This window comes from Lewinellaceae bacterium (genome assembly GCA_020636105.1).
Lineage (GTDB): Bacteria > Bacteroidota > Bacteroidia > Chitinophagales > Saprospiraceae > BCD1.
On the sequence record JACJYL010000001.1, the window covers coordinates 2,558,559 to 2,579,125 of the forward strand.

10 protein-coding genes and 1 tRNA gene are annotated in these 20,567 nt (G+C 42.9%); 10 read left to right on the forward strand and 1 reads right to left on the reverse strand.

What is annotated here, in order from left to right; translation table 11 throughout:
* Positions 1 to 176: 176 nt before the first annotated feature.
* Positions 177 to 3,086, reverse strand: coding sequence for a hypothetical protein (locus tag H6571_09660; GenBank protein MCB9323987.1), 2,910 nt, complete (start codon positions 3,084 to 3,086; stop codon positions 177 to 179).
* A gap of 373 nt (positions 3,087 to 3,459) precedes the next feature.
* On the opposite strand from H6571_09660, the gene H6571_09665 reads away from it, so the two are divergent.
* From H6571_09665 to H6571_09710, 10 genes are all read left to right on the forward strand, one after another.
* Positions 3,460 to 5,526, forward strand: a complete 2,067-nt coding sequence (locus H6571_09665; GenBank protein ID MCB9323988.1) for a fasciclin domain-containing protein — start codon at positions 3,460 to 3,462, stop codon at positions 5,524 to 5,526.
* Between the two features lie 38 nt (positions 5,527 to 5,564).
* On the forward strand, positions 5,565 to 8,744 hold the full coding sequence (locus H6571_09670) for a TonB-dependent receptor (GenBank protein ID MCB9323989.1): 3,180 nt from the start codon (positions 5,565 to 5,567) through the stop codon (positions 8,742 to 8,744).
* Positions 8,745 to 8,765: 21 nt separating this feature from the next.
* Positions 8,766 to 10,208 (forward strand): RagB/SusD family nutrient uptake outer membrane protein, encoded by a 1,443-nt coding sequence (locus tag H6571_09675; protein MCB9323990.1) that lies wholly within the window; start codon positions 8,766 to 8,768, stop codon positions 10,206 to 10,208.
* Between the two features lie 6 nt (positions 10,209 to 10,214).
* On the forward strand, positions 10,215 to 11,750 hold the full coding sequence (locus H6571_09680; GenBank protein ID MCB9323991.1) for a fasciclin domain-containing protein: 1,536 nt from the start codon (positions 10,215 to 10,217) through the stop codon (positions 11,748 to 11,750).
* 13 nt (positions 11,751 to 11,763) lie between these two features.
* Positions 11,764 to 13,197: a fasciclin domain-containing protein gene (locus H6571_09685; protein ID MCB9323992.1), complete on the forward strand. Its 1,434-nt coding sequence runs from the start codon at positions 11,764 to 11,766 to the stop codon at positions 13,195 to 13,197.
* Between the two features lie 7 nt (positions 13,198 to 13,204).
* The gene (locus H6571_09690) at positions 13,205 to 16,330 is read left to right on the forward strand and encodes a SusC/RagA family TonB-linked outer membrane protein (GenBank protein MCB9323993.1); all 3,126 of its coding nucleotides are present in this window, start codon (positions 13,205 to 13,207) and stop codon (positions 16,328 to 16,330) included.
* Positions 16,331 to 16,379: 49 nt separating this feature from the next.
* A complete protein-coding gene (locus H6571_09695) occupies positions 16,380 to 17,828 on the forward strand; it encodes a RagB/SusD family nutrient uptake outer membrane protein (GenBank protein MCB9323994.1) in 1,449 nt (482 codons plus the stop codon).
* Positions 17,829 to 17,839: 11 nt separating this feature from the next.
* Positions 17,840 to 18,841: a prolyl oligopeptidase family serine peptidase gene (locus H6571_09700; protein ID MCB9323995.1), complete on the forward strand. Its 1,002-nt coding sequence runs from the start codon at positions 17,840 to 17,842 to the stop codon at positions 18,839 to 18,841.
* Positions 18,842 to 19,034: 193 nt separating this feature from the next.
* A tRNA-Asp gene (locus H6571_09705) sits at positions 19,035 to 19,108 on the forward strand.
* 201 nt (positions 19,109 to 19,309) lie between these two features.
* Positions 19,310 to 20,557 (forward strand): tyrosine-type recombinase/integrase, encoded by a 1,248-nt coding sequence (locus H6571_09710; protein ID MCB9323996.1) that lies wholly within the window; start codon positions 19,310 to 19,312, stop codon positions 20,555 to 20,557.
* The last annotated feature ends 10 nt before the right edge of the window (positions 20,558 to 20,567 follow it).

Sequence of the window (20,567 nt, forward strand, 5' to 3'; positions counted from 1 at the left end):
CGTCAAAACCCAACCAAGCTCCTGGTTACGCCTTAATTACTTAACATCAGAAAAGAACTACTAGATTGTTACGTCATTATATGATGTAACCAGGAGGCTAATTATCAAAAAAAAAATCAGGCTATGGAAACCAAACGGTTGCCCGGAGAGGTCAAATTTTCAGCTTTAGAGGAGGATTACAGGGAGGTAATTACATCAAAAAGGTTTTCCGAACGTTTCAGCCCCATTTTTTTTCTCAACCGGTATCTGGCGGTTTCAACCCCCCGGGTGGAAAGATTCATAAATGAAGCAATCTCCTTTGTCGTATTATTCATCTTAATAAAAATACAAAACCTTTCGTCATTTTGAGTCAGATCAGGATACCTTTTCCTGAGTTTTTCAATAAAATCTTCATGCACGGCATTAAAATGCATATCAAAAACTTCCCAGTCTTGTTCGGTATTTATTTCATTTCCTATCAATTTTATCAGACGCTTGATTTTTTTGTCTCTTGAGTGGATATCCTTTTCGTGATACATCTGCTCCATCTCCTTCTTCAATTCTTGCAATATTATGTTTTTTTGCAAAATGTTATAAGTGGAATTAGATAGTTCCTTTGATTTAAGCAGGAGATCCTTTTCAAGTTTTTCATTTTGCAGTTCAACGATTTTCTGTTGGGATTTCAATTGCTCTTTTTCATACTTTTTTCTTTTTTCCTCCTGTTCGGCTATTCTCAATTGCTCCATTTTTTCGCGTTCAGCATTAATTTTCCGAATCCAATAGACTCTAAAAAAAAGGATGAGTCCTAATAAAAGCAAAATTTTCAAGATTAAAAAACCCGTTGATCTCAATAAAGGTGGCTTTACCACAAAGCTGAAGGTTGCAGGAGTAGATTCTATGTTGAACTTATTTTTCGACACCACTTTAAAGGCGTATTTCCCTTCTCTAAGATTATTGTATTCCTTAATGTTCCGTGGCGTCCAGTCTGACCATTGGTCATCCATTCCTTCCAGGAAATATTTATACTGCAAATTTTCCTGGTCGATATACTGATTGGAAGTAAAACTGAAACTGAATGAATTTTTATAATGGTCAAAAACAGGTATGGGCGTTGAGCTGTTTTCATTTTCATTCCATTTTATTGGTGGAGCATTCGTTTCAACCCCGGTGATAAATGCGTTGAAACTATAATCTCCCTTTTCAGAGCAATCGGTTTTGTAATGGTAGAATCCATTGTCTACCCCAAAAAGAATATTGTCCTGATCAAGTACCCCTATTTTTCCAAATATTCGTGTATAGGAATCTGACAATTCATTAAAATTTAAGTACTCCTTTTTCGTATTGCCAAAATGCAGGGACAGGTAGCCAATCTCGTCGGCGGTCACAAACCATATCCTTTGAAAATCATCTTCGAAAAATTCATAACATAATTTATTTTTCCCTATGATATAATCGTAATATTCATTATTGACGAACTTCTGCTGTTGCATATCATAATGGAACATCCCTAATTCGGTTGAAAAGAAAATTTGCTTGCTGGACCCCACCATCATGACCTGCTTAAAATCCGGCAATCCCGGCGCATCCGTCATATCCTCCATATCCTTGACGGAAAATGTTTCCTGATCAATACTGAACCTGATGATCCTGCCTTCTGAAGTTATGATCCAAAAATGGCCTGTTTCATCCTGTTGAAACAACCTCGTTTTATGATTTAATCCAGACAGTTTAGCTACTGATTCAAGTACCTGATTTTTCCCTGTTTTGAGAATGTAAAATCCACGATAGGATGATTCTATAAAATATCCCGGCCAGTTTTGGATAGAATCCACTTTCCAGCATCCCCTGTTCTGATTCACCAAAACAGCCTCGTCACCGTTAATGAGATAGAGCCCTTTATGATGTCCGCAATACAGTTCCCCCGCGGCTTCAAATAAAGTCCAAACCTGGCCGGCAGTGTTTTTGACCGGCACAATGGCCGAAGTTTTGATCTGTCCGTTAATGGCTTCTTTCCAGGAAGTATAAAAAAGTCCCTGGTTGGTCCCCAGAAACAATTTGCCGTCGTGAAAGGCTGTAACATAACCGGTACCAATATCTGTCTCTGAATTAATTTTGGTCAGGCAGGAATTCAATTCGATATAACTTATCCCGCTATCAAGCCCAACCCAGAGGTTATTGTTATGATCGAGTTCCATCGAAATGATGGTATTATTTTGAAGGCCAACATTTTTATTTATATGCTGTAACAGCCTGCCCTGATGATCAATGATAAATAACCCGTTTTTGACAGTACCTATAATAAAATAACGATTATCTATCATTAGCACTTCAGAGATCAGATCCTCCGTAAATTCTTTTGAAATATCGGATTCAAAGGGGATCAGTTTATCGTTATTGACAACAAATATGCCCTCATTGTCCGTAAAGATTATTTTTTCAGATTCATTAAACTGAAAAAAACCTTTAACATTTATTTGGGAAAAAGAACTTCCAAAAGGTAATAAACGGAAAGTCGAATCGATATAAGTTCCTAAACCTTTTCCTGCGATTGAAACATACAGGGTGTCATTTAATAATGTCATATACTCAAAAAGCTGAGAATGCATTAAAGGAACGATCCTGTTATTTTTAAACTCAAAGATGACCGAACCGGATCGTAAATATATCGCCTTGTGGGATTCTAAAATATTCCATACCGTACCAAAAGTGTGAAAACTACTATCGATTTGAGGCATCAGGCTGTGATAAGAAAATTCGCCTGGAATATCTCCGGCGATAAAAAGCCCGACCTCATCTGCGCCTCCAACCAGGATGGTATCCTTACTTATGGCATGAACACTTCTCATAGCATTGCCGGGAAATTCATAGGTCTTCCAGAACTTGTCTCCGGAGACCAGTAATCCGTTATTGGCAAAGTAAACCAGGCCTTCCGGACATACACTGATGCCCCAGGTCTGTTTCCCGAAATTGTTTTCACCAGGAGAGTAATTAGAAATAAATGATATGCCGATATTTTTTATGTCAATGTTTTCCGCCTGACCAACCCCTACCGTAGCCGAGAGCAAAAAGCAACCGATAAAAAAGATAGCGATAATTGATTTATTCATCTTTCAAAGTTAACTAATTATTTTGAACACCATACCAAGGAAATACACAAACAGTACAATTACCTCCCTAAATCAAATCGTTTCCACCTAACTTAATTTTATCCATTGACGTATTCAAAAAGCCTGATCAATATGTTGCTCTGCCATTGCAAAATATGGATCCCTGCCCTTTTTTTTATTGATGTGGCCACATTTTTTGTTTGACGTATTATGCAAGTAGCCCGACCAGCATATTGGCGAGTTATAATAGTAGATTTGAGTTCAACACGTATTTTGATTTTATTTACCTTTGTTTTCACCATACAAACCATCATCTGGTTTACAATCAGGGCAAATATTTTTGCAAGAGTATCACCGAAATAAAACCTAATATATGAAAAGGATTCTACTTCTTTTATTTATTATAGTCCACCTGCTCTTCACTTTTTTAAGTTGCAATAAGGATCGCCTTTCCTATTATGACAAACCTGATTGGCTCGAAGGCCCTTTGTTCGAGCAGATCAAAGCGTCAGGTGAATTCAATGAATTTGTAAAAGCCGCTGAATTGACAGGATATGACGAATTCCTATCCTCCAGGCTTACCTTCACCGTTTTTGTTCCAACCGATGCCGCCTTTGAGGAATTTTATCAGGAAAGGAACATCTCATCAGTGGAGGATATGGATAAGGATGAATTATTGTCACTGCTCCAATACCATACCATGCAAAATTCATGGGATTCCTTAAAAATGACCGGCAAAACAAGTTTTGGATGGTGGAACGACATACCCGACAACTTTAGAACACCTTCCATTTACACCCCTCCTATCGAATATGTCGATGGAAAAAATGTGGTATACGATAATACTTTTTTCCATATATTCTCAAAAGCTTTTTTTGACAAGAACGGGTATTCGGATGTCGATTACGAAACATTCTTTCCGGGTTCACAAAGGACTGATTTCAATATTGACCGGGCAGCTATACTCGAAAACGAGATCGGGGCGGAAAATGGTTTTTATTATAAAATTGATAAAGTGCTCAATCCTCGTACCACCGCAGACAAAGTCATCGCTGAAATTCCGGAGTTTTCTCTTTTCAAAACCCTGATCGACAGATTTATCACCTACAACTATAATGCAACGAGCTCACAAAACAATATCGAGTACGATTCCCTGTTTAAACGGAAATATGCCCTGAATTTTGATCTGGCCAATGAAAAAATAGCGGATAACGCCTATGACGGTTATTACCATGTTTTCAACACCATGTTCATTCCAAGCAATCAACAAATCGAAAGCTACTTTGCTGAAAAATTCCCCGCCTATCCGACTATTGAGTCCGTCCCCAATATCATCGTAAAATACTTCGTTGAGGCACATATGGTCCCCAATAAGAAGTTATTCCCTACGGTGCTTTCCAGGGCTGACAATGAAAGAAATGACTTTTCAGATGAAATATTGTTCGATCTGGACAATGGCATACAATCGGCCAACATTTCCTCCAATGCCATCATTTATGGCGTGGATGAAGTGATTGAGACCAATGCCTTCTCTACGGTCAGCGGGCCGATCATCCGTGATCCTAATTATAAGATCTTCACTTTGTTACTGGAGTTATCCGGAGAGATCAGGTCTTTCTTTAAATATGAAATCAATCATATTGTCTTCGTGCTTTCGGATACTAAAATGACAGAATTGGGCTTTGCTTATGACGAAGGAGATCCGATCGATTTCACCGACGATAAAATATTCCGCAACAACAATGCGATGACTATTGATGAGATCAAGGCTTTTCTCCAAAATTTCATCAGTATTACTTCAAAAGAGGTAAACGGCAGTAACGAAGCCTTTATTAAAACCAAAAACAACAAATTCCTTCATATTTCAGGAAATACGGTGGAAGGATTGTTTGGAACAGCCGAAATTCTCGAGCAATATCCTTCTATCAACGGAACCGTACTGGAAATAGATAATGACCTGAGCCAGGGAACGAATTACTCCGTTGAAAACTATTTAAATGATAATAAGGAAACATTCGGCCAATTTTTTGCGCTGTGCGATAGCGCCGGGATGTTAAACAATGAAGGATTATTGGAAAAATTATCCCTTTTTTCCGGCATCACCGTCCTGCTTCCCACCGATGAGGCTGTTCAGGCAATTATTGGCAGCTATATTCCTCCGGGAGCGACCAGCAGCACTTTTAATTACCGACAACTCATCCAATATCAGGTAATTTCAGAGCGGGTAATGTTTACAGACGATGAATTCATTGAAGGCGATTACGGAACAGACCTCTTTATCGGGGGGCAGCGCTACAAAATAACCGTCGAAGCCGCAGATGGAATCATCGATCTTACGGATTTGAATGATAACCATTACCAGATAACTACCGGCCCGCAATCCAATATTATTACCTCGTCAGGGATAATCCATATTGTACCTCAGGTTTCATTATTTTAATATAGATGATAATACCTATGCACAAAACAAGACTAATATTGCTTTTACTGTTTCTCGGAAACGGCCTTAACTTACTTCAGGCACAGATTATCAGAGGAACGGTAATAGATTCGCTCAGCAACGAGCCTCTTATTGGCGCCACAGTTGTTGAAGTAGATCAAACCGGCAGATTCCTCAACGGAACAATAACTGATTTCAATGGAGAATTCAATTTAAAGGTTTCTTCGGATGAAGTGCTGCTCAGTTTTTCTTTTATCGGCTACAGCTCCAGGCAACAGGTGTGCCGGGCAAGCGAGGTTTTAACAGTGTTCCTATCCTCGGAATCGACCTTACTGGGAGAGGTTAGCATTGTTGCTACCGGAAGAACGGATGTAGGAGATGGCATCTCCAACGTACCTATCAGGGATCTGGCCACCTCCGTCGCTTCTATCGAAATGAGCAAATTATCAAAAATGCCCACCAGTTCGGTTTCCGAGGCCCTGCAAGGCAGGATGAGTGGCGTGGATATCACCTCCACCAGCGGAGACCCGGGAGCAGGCATGTCGATCATCATTCGCGGAAATACTTCCTTGAATGGGAACAGCAGGCCTTTGATCGTGCTGGATGGCGTCCCTTATGAAACGACCATCGGAACGGATTTTAATTTTGCCAATGCCGATGTGGCGGATTACGGTTCTTTGGTTGATATTTCTCCGGCGGACATCAGCTCCATTCAGATCCTTAAAGACGCCGCTTCAACGGCCGTCTGGGGTTCAAAAGGTTCTAATGGGGTTGTGGTGATCAATACAAAACGGGGACAAAACAAAAAAACGGTGTTCGCTTTGGATTACCGAAACAGTTATGTTTTCGAACCGGAACCTCTACCTATGCTGGATGGAGATCAGTACGTGAGATTAATGATCGATTCCCGGTTTAACAGAAACCCGGTTGGGATCACCCAAATTCCGGCCGAATTTCTGAATGAGCCCGGCAGCGTGGACTACTATAATTTTAACCGTAATACCAGCTGGATAGATGAGATTACGAGGAATGGTCTGACCAATGACCTCAACTTCTCCATTACCGGTGGCGGGGACAAGGCGAGATACCGCGCATCTGTAGGGTATTACAACCAGTCCGGAACAACCGTAGGAACAGACATTGAGCGGATCACTGCGAGGCTTAACCTGGATTACAGAATATCCGACAAGCTGCAGTTGTCTTCAGATTTCTCCTATGCCAATTCTAACAGGAATCAAAATTATTTCTGGGACCTCAGGTCGATGGCCTACAAGAAAGCCCCGCACATGTCCATTTACGAATACGATGAAAACGGGGTCAATACGGGCAATTATTTTAACCCCGAAAGAACGGAACAAGGTTACGGCATTGACTTCCCCAATCCGGTCGCCCTTGCCAGAGACGGGATCAACAAGGACGTCAAGAACAGGGTGCTGAGTAAATTTCTCCTGCAGTATGAAATCGTAAAAGGATTGAGATACTCCGCAGACGTTTCATTCGATTTAACCGATAACAACAATAAAAAATTGCTGCCCGAAAGCGCCACAGGAGTTCAGATCGGTAATGTCAACCTGAACAAATCACGGAGCAAGGAAGATATACAGAATATCATTCAGACGTTTAACAAACTGATTTTCACCCCGGATTTTGGCAAAAACCACCGGTTGATGTTGATGGGTATGTTTTCCACTTATGAAAAATCCTTTTCCCAGACAAGCCTTGCTGTCTCCGGAATCCCTTCATATAATCTTATCGGACCGGGGAATATCGGGGTCTCCAATGAAACTTATTCAGGCAGAAGCAAAATCCGTACCTTGTCTTACCTCCTGAACGCGCACTACGTGTTCAATGACCGTTATATTTTTAGCAGCGGTATCCGGATTGACGGGGATTCTCGATTTGGCCCCAACAACAGATACGGGTATTTCCCCTCATTGTCATTCGCCTGGCGTGCATCCTCCGAAGGATTCCTTTCTGATCTGAAATGGCTTTCTGATCTCAAGCTAAGGGCCAGTTATGGTGAAAACGGATTTGCGACCCAAGGCAGTTATGCCTACCTGGCCAAATACGTATCGGCCACAGGATATCTGGGCATGGACGGGATCAAACTGGGAAATGTCGAGCTGAACAACTTAAAATGGGAAGCTACCCATCAGTTTAACTACGGCCTTGACCTGGCTTTATTTGATTACCGGGTGACCGTCACTTTTGATTACTACGATAAATTCACCCAGGATATTATCCTGAACAACCTGGAAATTCCTTCCACTTCAGGGTTTTCCTCAATCACGGGTAACTGGGGAGCTATGACCAACAAAGGATGGGAGTTCAATTTGAGTTCTAATGTTTTCAGAGCCGATGATTTCAATGTTTTTTTCGATTTCAATATTTCTCATAACTCTAACATCATAGAAGATATTCCGGAAAATTTCACTAACGAAACATTCTCGGTGGAAAATGGCAAATATGCCCGACGGATTCAGGTAGGTGATCCGGTTGGATCATTTTACGGTTTCAGATACCTGGGCGTATTTTCAACAGAAGCCGACGCAGTAGCAACGGATGCCAATGGAGAAGTGATCATCAATCCTGTAACGGGAGAACCTTTACCCTACCTCGTAAATGGTACAGGAGTTAAAGCAGGAGATGCCATATACGAAGATATTAATAACGATGGGAATATCAATGAGCTGGATATTGTTTACCTGGGCGATGCCAATCCGCAATTTTACGGTGGTTTTGGTTTGACAATCGAATACAAAAACTGGGTGTTGTCCTCTTATTTTAATTACAAAGTGGGCCAGGACGCAATCAATGAAACACGGATGTACAATGAAAATATGTACACCACGGACAATCAAAGTACAGCGGTTTTGAGAAGATGGCGGAAAAGTGGCGATGTGACGGATATTCCCCGGGCAGTATTTGGACAGTCCAGAAACTGGCTGGGATCTGATCGTTTCGTAGAAGATGCTTCTTTCCTGAGGATGAAATCATTGACGCTCTCCTATGATGTGCCCCCCCAGTGGAGTGAAAAAATAAACGTTCAAAAGGTCAAGGCTTTTTTAACGGCCTATAATATCCTGACGATCACCAATTATACTGGTCAGGATCCTGAAATTGGATTTAACGGAAGAGACCGGTTTGCAGTCGGCAGAGATAACTCTCTGACTCCTCCTCCGGTAACGTTAACCTTTGGATTAAATGTATTATTCTAAAGCAAAAGTGAATGCTTGTTTATGAAAAAATTAATAAAATATAGCTGGATTATCCTGGTGTTTTCTTTGGGGCTGGCCTCATGTTCCGACTGGTTGGAACTAACGCCCGAAGATGATCTGGTAAGCGATGAGTTCTGGAAATCCCAAAAAGATGTGGAAGCGGTCCTCGCCAATTCCTACAACCAGTTGGCCATACAGGTTAAACCCCTCTTGTTGTGGGGAGAATTGCGTGGTGGACTGATGAGTGAAGGCCAGTCGGTTCCCAGCGATGCAAGCAGAATAATGCGTGGCGACATCACAGACATAAACAGTCTGATCAAATGGTCGGATCTTTACAAACTCATCAACGGGGTAAATCAGATCCTCAAGTTTGCTCCACAGGTGAGGGATTACGATCCTTCCTTTAGCCTTGCGGAATTGAGGCAAATAGAATCCGAAGCTTTATTTCTGCGCGCATTGTCCTATTTTTACCTGGTACGTGCGTTTAAGGAAGTTCCGTTGATTCTCGAACCCTATACTTCCGACGGCCAGGATTTTTACCCGGCAAAGTCCGACGAGTCAGCAATTTTACAGCAGATCCAGACCGATCTCAACCAGGCCCTTGACGGGGCAGCAACCTCCTTTGGCTCCATTGAAAGCAACAAGGGGCGGGCTACTTATTTTGCCATTAATGCACTGCTCGCCGATGTCTTCTTATGGCAGGATGATTACGAGCCTGCTTTGGAGCACTGCGACGCCATTATCAACAGTGGTCAATACGGGTTGATGGGCTCCAACAGCTGGTTCCAGAACTTCTACCCGGGCAATTCCAACAGCAGCATATTCGAATTGCAGTTTTCAAAAAACTGGAATTACACTTCTAACCTGTATGAGACCTTTTCTTACCAGAGAGGGAAACAATACATCATCAATCCACGTGTCGTGGAAATTTTCGGTCAGACTGATGTCCGGGGTGAGGGCGCCACTTACGCCATTGCCAACCTTGAAATCTGGAAATATATCGGCATCAATGAAACTGAAGAAAGAGGCGATGCTTTGAATGATAACAACTTTATCATCTACAGGTTAGCGGACATCATGTTGCTTAAAGCGGAGGCCCTGGCGGAGTTACAACGATTTGACGAATCGCTGGAGATCATCAATTCGCTGAGAGAAAAAAGAAATGCGGAGGCTTTAACCAGCGATCCGGCCATTAATGCTTTTGAGGATCTGATCCTCGAGGAACGCTCCCGTGAACTTGCTTTTGAAGGCAAATACTGGTTCGACCTGATCCGGTTTGGTAAAAGGGATAACTACAGAAACAAAGAAAAAGTCATCGCGGCACTTACCCTCAATGCCTCGGCAGATGAGATTCCGGCGCTTATGGCTAAATTCCAGGATCCCTACAGTTGGTATCTGCCCATTCACCGCGACGAGCTATTGATAAATAACAATCTGGAGCAAAATCCATATTATCAAAATTGATTTAAGATGAGAAAATTTTTTGTTTTTCTGCTATTTTGCTCAATGGTCATCACATCATGTGTTAAGGAGCATCTCGAAACCAGGTTTTTCAGTGAGGATGAACTGACCATTACCGCTTACCTGGAATCAAATGAGGAGGAATATTCAATGTTGCTGGACCTCCTGGATCGGGCCAATTTTAAAAACGCGTTTAACGCTTATGGCACCTATACCATGTTCATCTATTCCAATAGTGCTTTGTCGGCCTATCTGGAATCTAAAGGTTATGCTTCCGTGGCGGACATGAGTATTGAAGAAGCCCAAACGCTGGTTAGATACCATGCCTTGAATTCAGTAATCACTTCCAGTAGTCTGGGGTTTGGAAAGCTTCCGGTCAAAAATCTGGAGGATGATGAACTGGTCTCTTCTTTCGACTCAACAGGACTTCAGGGCATCATCATTAACCGGGAATCCAGGGTGCTCAAACGCGACATCGAACTTAGCAATGGCATTTTACATGTCATTGACAGAACGCTTGACCCCATCACCAACAGCATTGTGCAGGAGATGGAAGAAAAGGGAGGCTATTCCATTTTCCTCCAGGCAGCACAGGCCACCGGCTTTTACGATGTACTCAATGACATCTACGATACCCTGCAGACGGGTGAGGTTCAGCGCAAGTATTTCACCGTCTTTGCCGAATCTGATGTCATTTTTAAAGCACAGGGTATAAATGATTTTGATCAATTAAAAAACCTTTACAACAACGGCATTAACAACCCTTCCGATCCTGGGGATTCGCTATACCAGTTCATGGCCAATCATATCATCCCAGAAAAATCCATCTTCCTCAAAGATTTCAGCACGGGTAATTACCAGACTTTCCAGGGACAGCTGATCAATTTTGTGGTCGATCAGGATTTTAGGATCAACCCACAGGGCGTTGGTGATGAATACTGGTATATTACTTTCGTTGAAAACAATACTGATTTCCAGACTAAAAACGGTGTTTTTCATGGTATAGATCACACCATGGATATTTTTTACCCGCAACCGGTGGAAACCATCTGGCAGTTCAATGACCAACCGGTGGTCCGGGATCTGTTAAGGGTCAATGGCCAGGATGGAGATTATTATACCACCCTCGAGGGGTTTCCCAATATGTTTGGAACGGTATCCACAATGTTCATCCATTTTCCATGGGATAACTACGGTTTTATGTTGACCGGGGCAAAAAAATATCCCAACCAATACGGGGATGGCTTGATTTTCGGGGCCCCGGATTGGGACGTGACCTTTAAAATGCCCATAAAAATCGTCAAGGGAAGATACAAACTTTACATCGCGGCCAAAGGTGGCGGCGGCCGTGCTACCGTACAGATGCTGATCAATGGTGTTCCTGTCGGAGAGCCGATCAACCTGAACGGAACAGGTGTGTGGGCCGTACAGGAATCCTATGTAGCGGAAATAAACCTGACGGAAACCAAGGAAAATGACATCAGACTTGTTACGGTAAACAGCGGACAGGGACAACTTGATTATTTAAGATTCGAACCTAATTAATAAAGATAAAGGCATGTTCAGAAATATATTTTTCTTTTTCGCATCACTATTACTGGTAGGCAGCTGCTCCGATCCGTTGGATTCCAGGTTTGATCAGGGCGAAATACCCACAAAGACGGTCTGGCAATTGCTCACCGAAAACAATGAGTATTCCGGATTTATCGGCCTTTTGGAAGAAACAGGCATGGATTCTGTTTTAAAAAGGAATACCGCTTTTACGGTCTTTGCCGTTCCCAACGCCACCTTACCGGACATCTCGGGCCTGAGCCTGCTACAGAAGAAACAATACGCTTCCAACCACATTTCAAATTTTGTCGTTTTTACGGCTGATATGCACGATGGCTCAACCCTGAAAATGTTAAGTGGGAAAAAAGTCTTCTTTGCCCAAATGGCCGGCAGCTATTTTGTCAATGATGATGCCCGGTTGCTCTCTACGGATCACTCGGCTACGAACGGCGTTTTGCACGAGATCGATAATTTACTGGAAATTCGCCCCAGCATATTCGAATTCCTGCAAAACAACCCTGAATACTCCTACGTGGCTGAAATTTTAGCAGAAGGAACGACTTTGCTTTTTGACAAGGAGAACAGCCCGCCTATCGGGATCAATGAGGAGGGACAAACCGTTTATGATTCCGTTTGGAAACAATCCAATGATTTTTTTGACCAAATAGCTGACATCAGTTCAGAGGATGAAATTTTCACCCTTTTTCTTTTAAGCAATACCTTTCTGGATACTTTTTCGAACGGGAGTTTCAAGTTCGGTTACCTCTCGAATCTTGGTAATTTCATCATTGACGGACTGGTGGAAGAAAGCGAATTGCCGGGATCTTTTTCCGCGGTCAACGGTTTTACCCTGAACGTCAATCCAGGCAATTATGCTTTGCTTCAAAAGTTGAGTAATGGTTATGCCTACAAACTGAATGGATTTGAGAACATTAGAATACCGAAGGAATTTGAATGGGAATTTACATCAGTTTCGGATTTCGATTCCATTAGGTTTATAACGGCTACGGAATATGCGGCTGTTTACGACCAGCTGACTGAAATACTCGTCACCGACCTGAACGGTACATTTACCAATTTCAAATACGATATACTCCCCGGGCCTGTTAATAATGATTACCTGAAAATAATTACCTCCGGCGGCACCAATGCCAGGATAAGCTTTAAACTTCCGGATATTTTGCCCGGCAAATACCTCATTTCCCTGGGCGCCCAGATTCGTGTGGTCGACGCCATGGACTTCAAGGTATTTTTAAATGATGAAGAAATCGAAACGGCGGTAAGTCTTAATGGAGGAACCTATAACTGGGACAGCAGGGAAATCGGCACCACCTATATTACCAGGGAAACAGGAAACTGGATCACCTTTTCTGTCCAGGGCTCCAACGCGAGTCATACAAGAGGCTATCTGGATTATCTGAAATTTGAACCTACAAATTAATTCCATTGTGAGAAAATTAATTATCCTATCATTAATGCTTCTTCTTTCCGCCCAAACCCGGGCTCAGGAAATTATTTCCAATGACCGGAATGAAGAGTTATTCATCTTTGGAAAAGTGTATTCCGATCATGGAAGCGGAAGTAAATTGCTTGCGGAAGTACAGATCGAAATCATGCCCAACGGAGAACGGTTGATTACCGGCGAAGATGGCGCATTCAGTTTTTCATGGCCGGGTGAGGAAGTCTGGATCCGATTCGCTTATCCCGAATTTTCGACCAAAGAAATATTGGTAAAAGCGCCGGGTGAACTCAAGGTCGTTTTATTTCCCCAGGAAGTAAAATCAGTCGATCAACTCATACCGGGACCTTTTGGGGACAAACTCCTTTATAAGAACAGCGGTTTCAGCGCTATCACCGGAGAGGAATTAAGGTTTAGCGGAGAGACGAACCTCTTCAATGCCCTCCAGGGCAGGATCCCGGGGCTTAATGTCCAGAGACTTTCCGGAATGCCCGGAGAAGGAAGCACCTTTAATCTCAGAGGTATTTCTTCCCTGTTCGCTACCAAACAGCCCCTCATTGTTTTGGACGGTGTTCCTGTGAATTCGACTATTCTGGACAGCCGGATCATAAACGGCAATTATTACAATCCTGTCAGTGCCATTGATGTGAATGATGTGGAACGGGTAGAAGTGTATCCCGAGGGAGGGGCTATGTACGGCCTGCAGGGCAATCAGGGCCTGATTCTTATTAATACCCGCCAACCCGAAGTGGTCAGTACAAAAATTGATTTTTCAATTTTCTCCGGTATCACTTTCGAACCGGAATACAGAAGCCTGCTATCCGGCACCCAGTATAAAACCTACCTCCTGAACCAGTTGCAAAACAGCGGTTTGTCCGCTACGGAGATCAACCAGCAAAACCCGTGGATATCCGGAAATCCTGCTTACTATTATTATTACAATTATGACAATGATACCAACTGGCAGGATGAGGTGATGGACCCAGCTTCCGTCAACAAGGTAAATGTCACTTTGCAGGGAGGGGACGAGGTTGCCAAATTTTCCGTTTCCCTGGGTTATCTGAACCAGGAGGGCGTTGTTAAAAATACCGACTTTCAGCGTTATAATTTCAGGTTGAATTCCAGTTTGCAAATTCTCAAGCATTTGTCGATGGTGGCTAATATCGGCTTCACCTATCACGATGCCGCTTTGATGAATACCGGAACCGATTTTCATCTGAATCCCATTTCTGCTGCCCTGTTAAAACCACCGATGCTGGCTCCCTATCTTCGCGACAACCTGGGTAACCGCATCGCATTACTCAGTGATACAGACTCCTATGGCTTCAGCAACCCCGCAGCCATTGTCAATAATACGGGGTCCGGAAGTTTCGGGTCGAATTTATTTGCCGGCGTTGCCTTGAAATACCAGTTTAATGAGCAGCTGGATCTGACCAGCCTGATCAACCTGAATTTTAATAACAACAAGGAAAACGTCTTCATCCCTGACTATGGCATTGCCGATTTTGCAGGCGGAGAGATCAAAAACTATGCGAAAGAAGGGATCACCAAAATATCCGGTTTTGTCAGTGAAACACGCCTGGGATACAATACCAATATCGATCTCCGGCATTTTCTGACAGCCAATGCCGGCATCAGGATGATCACCTCAGGGATAAATTACAATGAAGGAAGTGTTTTTAATACTCCTACCGACGAATTCAAATCCCTCTCTTCCGTTAGTTCCCTCGAAGACATTTTCATATATGGTTCTGACCTTAAGGAAAACAGAAGTGAATTGTTCCTCCAGGGAGATTACCGATTCAAAGACAGGTTTATGGCCGGCCTCGTGCTCAACCTTTCCGGATCATCCAATGTAGGAAACGAGGCGGATGCTATTAAAGCTTTTGGCGGCAATTGGGGCTTTTTCCCTTCTATCCATGCGGGATGGCTGATTTCGTCAGAAAAATTCCTCAGAGGAGCCAGGAATATCAATATGCTGAAATTGCGGACAAGCCTGGGTTATTCAGGGAATGACTTTTATTCCAGGTATTCCAGGTATGCCTACCTCTCTCAACCCTATGCCACCAATTCCGGGATCGTCAGACAATACATTCCTAATCCCAGTCTGAAATGGGAGCTGCTCCGGCAGTTTAACATAGGACTGGATGGTGCATTTTTTGAAGAAAGATTACAATTCAGCGGTAACTTTTTCCAAAGAAACAGCAGCGACTTGTTGTCATACCTCCAGGTTCCGGCCATCAGTGGTTATGATTTTCTCTGGGAAAACAATGGCTCCCTCGTTTCAACAGGAGTTGACCTCAATCTGACGGGCAGGCTCCTCTACAGACCAAAAGTAAAAATTACCGGTGGAGTCAATTTAACCTATGCCAAGGTAAAACTGAGCATTCCCCAGGATATTATCATCGACATTCCCGGCGGACACGTAATCCTTGCGGACGGAGCATCCCCATTTGCCTATTATGGGTTGAAAACCAATGGCGTTTTCAGCACAGGTGATCAGGCCGAACAAGCGGGTCTGGCCAACAGCAGGGGGATTGCTTATCAGGCCGGAGATATGTGGTTTGAAGATAAAACGGGCGACCACATCATCGATGAAAAAGACCGAACGGATCTGGGCAATATCTTTCCGGACCTGACGGGAGGCTTTTTCCTGAATGGATCGTTTGGTTCATTTTCCTTGCATGTGCTTTTCGATTTTGTTTACGGAAACAAATTGTTCAACTACGCCCGTATGCAGACTGAGACCTTTTCTGGTTATGCCAATCAGAGCATCGCCAGTTTTTACACCTGGAAAGGACAAGGCAGTGAAACCGAAATACCGAAGGTTGTTTACGATGATCCCGTTGGAAACGCCACGTTCTCCGATCGTTGGATCGAAGACGGATCTTTTTTAAGGTTAAAGGAGATCACCCTGGCTTATCAACTTCCGTCAACAAAAGTTTACAAAAATCTGACCCTGTATGTAACGGGCCAGAACCTTTTGACACTGACCCATTATCTGGGATATTATCCGGCGTTTTCGTATTCAACTGATCCCGCTTTACGGGGAACCGATTATTCGCAGATCCCGGTAAGCCCTTCAGTCATTGTGGGGTTGAAAATTGGATTATAACGGGACCAGGGAACCTATTTGTGTAAGGCCTTTATTTATAATAAATTGTATGGAAAGATATATTTCATTTTTCAAAATTCTGATGATCGTCCTGGTGTTGAGCACCTATTCCTGCTCAGATTTCTTTTCACCGGACACCGAGACTTTATTGCTGGAAGAAAACAGTTATAAGGATTATCTCTCTTCCCGGGCGGCCGTTAATGGACTGTATTCCCAACTCCAGCCATTAATGACAGCCTATGTGGTTGCCGGAGAACTCCGCGGTGACCAATTGACTATTACCGCCAATGCCGGTCCGGACATTGTTGATATATATGAACTCAACGTGAGTCCCAACAATCAGTACCTGGTCTACAGGCAAGCCTACGGAGTCATTGCCTCCTGCAATGATGTGTTTACCCAACTCGGGATATTACAGGCCAAAGGAACCACCTACGATGAAGAACTGGACAACATGATCGGTGAAACCGTCTTATTGAGGTCCTGGGTATATTTTTACCTGATGAGAACCTATGGAGAAACCCCGTACATCACGGAATCATTCCAGGCTAACGGATCTGATATTTCTTATACGGAATGGATCGATCAGCAAGCAGGAGAAAAACTGACCGCCGGTCATTTGATAACGGATATTACCAACGTTATCCCGCTGCTGGATCCGGATAAGATCACCGGGTCGGGGTTTTTTAACCTCAGTTCGGGATATGCGATGCTGGGAGAGATTTATTTATGGGAAGACCAGTACGACAACGCGGTGACCGCTTTGGAACAATCCATAGCAACGGGAGGAAACAGCCGGTTCATCCTGGATAAGGATCTGGAAAACAGTAAGTGGCAGAATATTTTCAAGGGCGACGAAAGTGCTACGGATGAAATCATGACCAAAGTGAATTTTGACAAAGCTGAAAAACAAGAGAACGATCTAATGCCGATCTTTTCATCCATCGCCCCCGATGGAAACCAATTGGTTCCCGTATCCCGGGTAATTACAGCGTTAACAGGCTCAAACCGGTTCAACGGAACCTTCAAAAATGGCAATGAGGTCGGAAAATATACCCGGTCACTGGAAGATCCTTACACCAGTGATATGCCCGTTATACTTTACCGGGCGGCAGATGTTCATCTGATGTTGTCAGAAGCATTTAACAGACTGGGGGCTACCAATGTGGCCCTGGACCTGCTCAATAACGGCAGTGACTCTCTGTTCACTGCCGGCTCGAAGGGAATCCGGGGACGGGTGGCTTTGCCTCCTGTTACGGTAACCGGAGATAGTGATGAAGAAATTATGGTCAATCTAGAAAACCTGATCCTGGAGGTGCGGGGCCGGGAACTGGCATTCGAAGGAAAACGCTGGTTTGATATCTTGAGAATAGGGAAACGGCGCAACGACCCGGCTTTTATCGGGAATGCCGTCATGAGAAGATTCTCTGCTCCCGACAGCACGTTCATTCAGGATTATTTTTCTGATCCGAATAACTGGTATCTGCCAACAAACTAAATATTAAAGTGTTGAAAAAAAGATTTATAATTATTTTATGCCTGTTGGGCATCGTTCAGGTTAAGAGCTTTATGCAGGTCGGGAATCTTAAAGAAAAATCCGAAAACATAACCTTTCCAACGTTTGATGATATTTCTGACCACAACTGGCCCGATATTTTCACCCTGGTGACCATCCCTTCAAAAAAAGATGGGAACCTTCAAAAAGCTTATTTCTATGCTTCCGATTCATCGAGTCCCCAGCCTTTGATCATAAGCCTGCATACCTGGAGCGGCGATTATACCCAGGAAGATCCTTTAGCCAAATTATGCGTAGAAAAAAACCTCAATTACATTCATCCCGATTTTAGAGGGGCCAACAATCATACGGAGGCCTGTTGCAGTGAGTTAGTGATCAGCGACATCGATGAATCCATCTCTTATGCCATTGAAAATGCCAAAACAAAACCTTCCGCCATTTATTTGACCGGAACCAGCGGTGGCGGTTATGCTTCCATCTGTTTGCTTTTAAAAACAAAACATAAAATCGATAAATTTTCTGCCTGGGTCCCCGTTAGCGACCTTGAGGCCTGGTATGAAGAGAGCAAGATCAGGAAGAACAAATATGCCAACGATATCCTGCAATGTTCGTGTAGCGAAGGTGTTCCAAATTCCCGGGAATTGAGAGAAAGATCTCCCTTATACTGGAAAGCCTCGCCGAGAAAGCTAAAGAAAACAGAGGTGATGATCCATACAGGAATTTATGACGGAATCCAGGGCAGTGTGCCCATTACCCACTCCATCAATTTTTACAATAAACTACTCACTGACCTAAAGGCCGAAGAAGTATTTTTTGTTTCCGACAAGGAGAAATTATTCCTGCTGGAACACCGGATGCCTTTAGGCGATTTTGGCAGTATCGGAGACCGAAAATTGTACCTCAAAAAGAAGTACAAAAACGTCGAACTGATGATCTTTGAAGGAAATCATGAATTGTTGCCGGAATACGCCCTTTCTGAGTTATTGGGGGAATGAAAAAAAAGATTTTTTCATTTTTTTTCATTCAAATGTTGCAATATTTGAAAAACCGTTTTACATTTGCCTCGCCTTAGAAAATAAGGCATACTGGTTCGGTAGTTCAGCTGGTTAGAATACCTGTCCCGAGGACTCGGGAGGGTCGCTGAAAACCAAAACCTTAAACTAAAATTAAATTCTGCCAAAGTATTTTGGTTCGGTAGTTCAGCTGGTTAGAATACCTGCCTGTCACGCAGGGGGTCGCGGGTTCGAGTCCCGTCCGGACCGCTTAAATTTCCCACGGCATTTTATGCCAAATGGGTACAACGAATTCCAAATAGCTCTAATTCCGATTAGGGCTATTTGCATTTTAGACCTGACCAAACGTGGACAAATAGGGTCAATTAATGCCAAATCGGGTTTGCACTTGTTATTGCACTTTAGCCACAGTCTGTCAATTGATTTTTTAACCATTAAAATCATTGATAGATGAAACCAATACGGTTTAACCTGATTCACAGTTCAAAACGTAAAAAAAAGCTGCGCAAAGATGGTACGGGGCCTGTCTGGGTATGCGCATACCAGGGAGGCAAACATAAATACTACCCTACCAACGTCGTAGTAGAACCCAAACAATGGGATGCTCGTCACACCTTGATTAAAAATCATCCCAACGCCACGGCCTACAATTCGCTTTTGAGCAAAAGGCTTTCTGAACTTATTAAATATCAGGTCGATCTCATAAATGAAAAGTATGGTGAGCATGTCAGCTTAAAGGAGTTTGACGAAAAATTCCGTGTTACGGGAGGAAAAAGGCTTTCCTTTTGTGAGTTCTATGAAATGACGGTGGAGAATCGGAAAGAAATTGGAGAAACAACCCGACAAACACAGCGAAACACACTCAACCATTTAAGGCTTTCGGTTGGAAGGATTCCCTTTTCAGAACTCAATTATAATCTGGTGGATGGTTTTCACCAATATTTACTTGGCGAAGAAAAAGGGTTAACAACAATTGATAAATATCACCGACATGTTAAAACCTACATCAATTTAGCCATCAATAAAGGTTATTTGAATCCAGGCCTAAACCCCTATGACAATTTTAATTACGATAGAGGTAACGCAAAGCCAAAAGATTTTTTACGCCTTGAAGAGATTGAGTTGTTGGAACAAATGGATTTAAATCAATTGACATTGGAGGAGACAAAGGCCAGAGATATTTTTCTGCTCATGTGTTATACTGGCCTCAGGTTCAGTGATGCTGTGGCCATGTGTCCCAAATACCATTTAACTGAAACAAGGAAGGGCTTTCATTATAGTGCTTTAATGGTAAAGAACCAGCGTAGAAAGAAAAAGGAAATCAATTTACCGCTTTATGCCTTGTTTCACTTTTCTGGAGAATCAGAAAGTCGAGCTCAGCGCATTGTAAAAAGGTGTATGAAAAAGTATCATGTTCCAGGAAAAGCATTTTTTGATGGATTAACAAATACGATGATTAATGAGAATATCAAAGTTGTAGCCCATAAAGCTGGATTGAATAAACACCTGACCTGTCATGTTGGACGCCATTCTTTTGGAACAAATATGGCGGTAAGAGTCCCAGTTTCATTATTGCAGATTTATATGGGACATACAAAGATTGAAACAACAATGCAATACATCCATATGTCACGAAAGATCCAGGATGACGTGATAGAAAAAATTAGGTGGGAAAAAGCGTCAATCACACCGATCTAAAAATTCAACC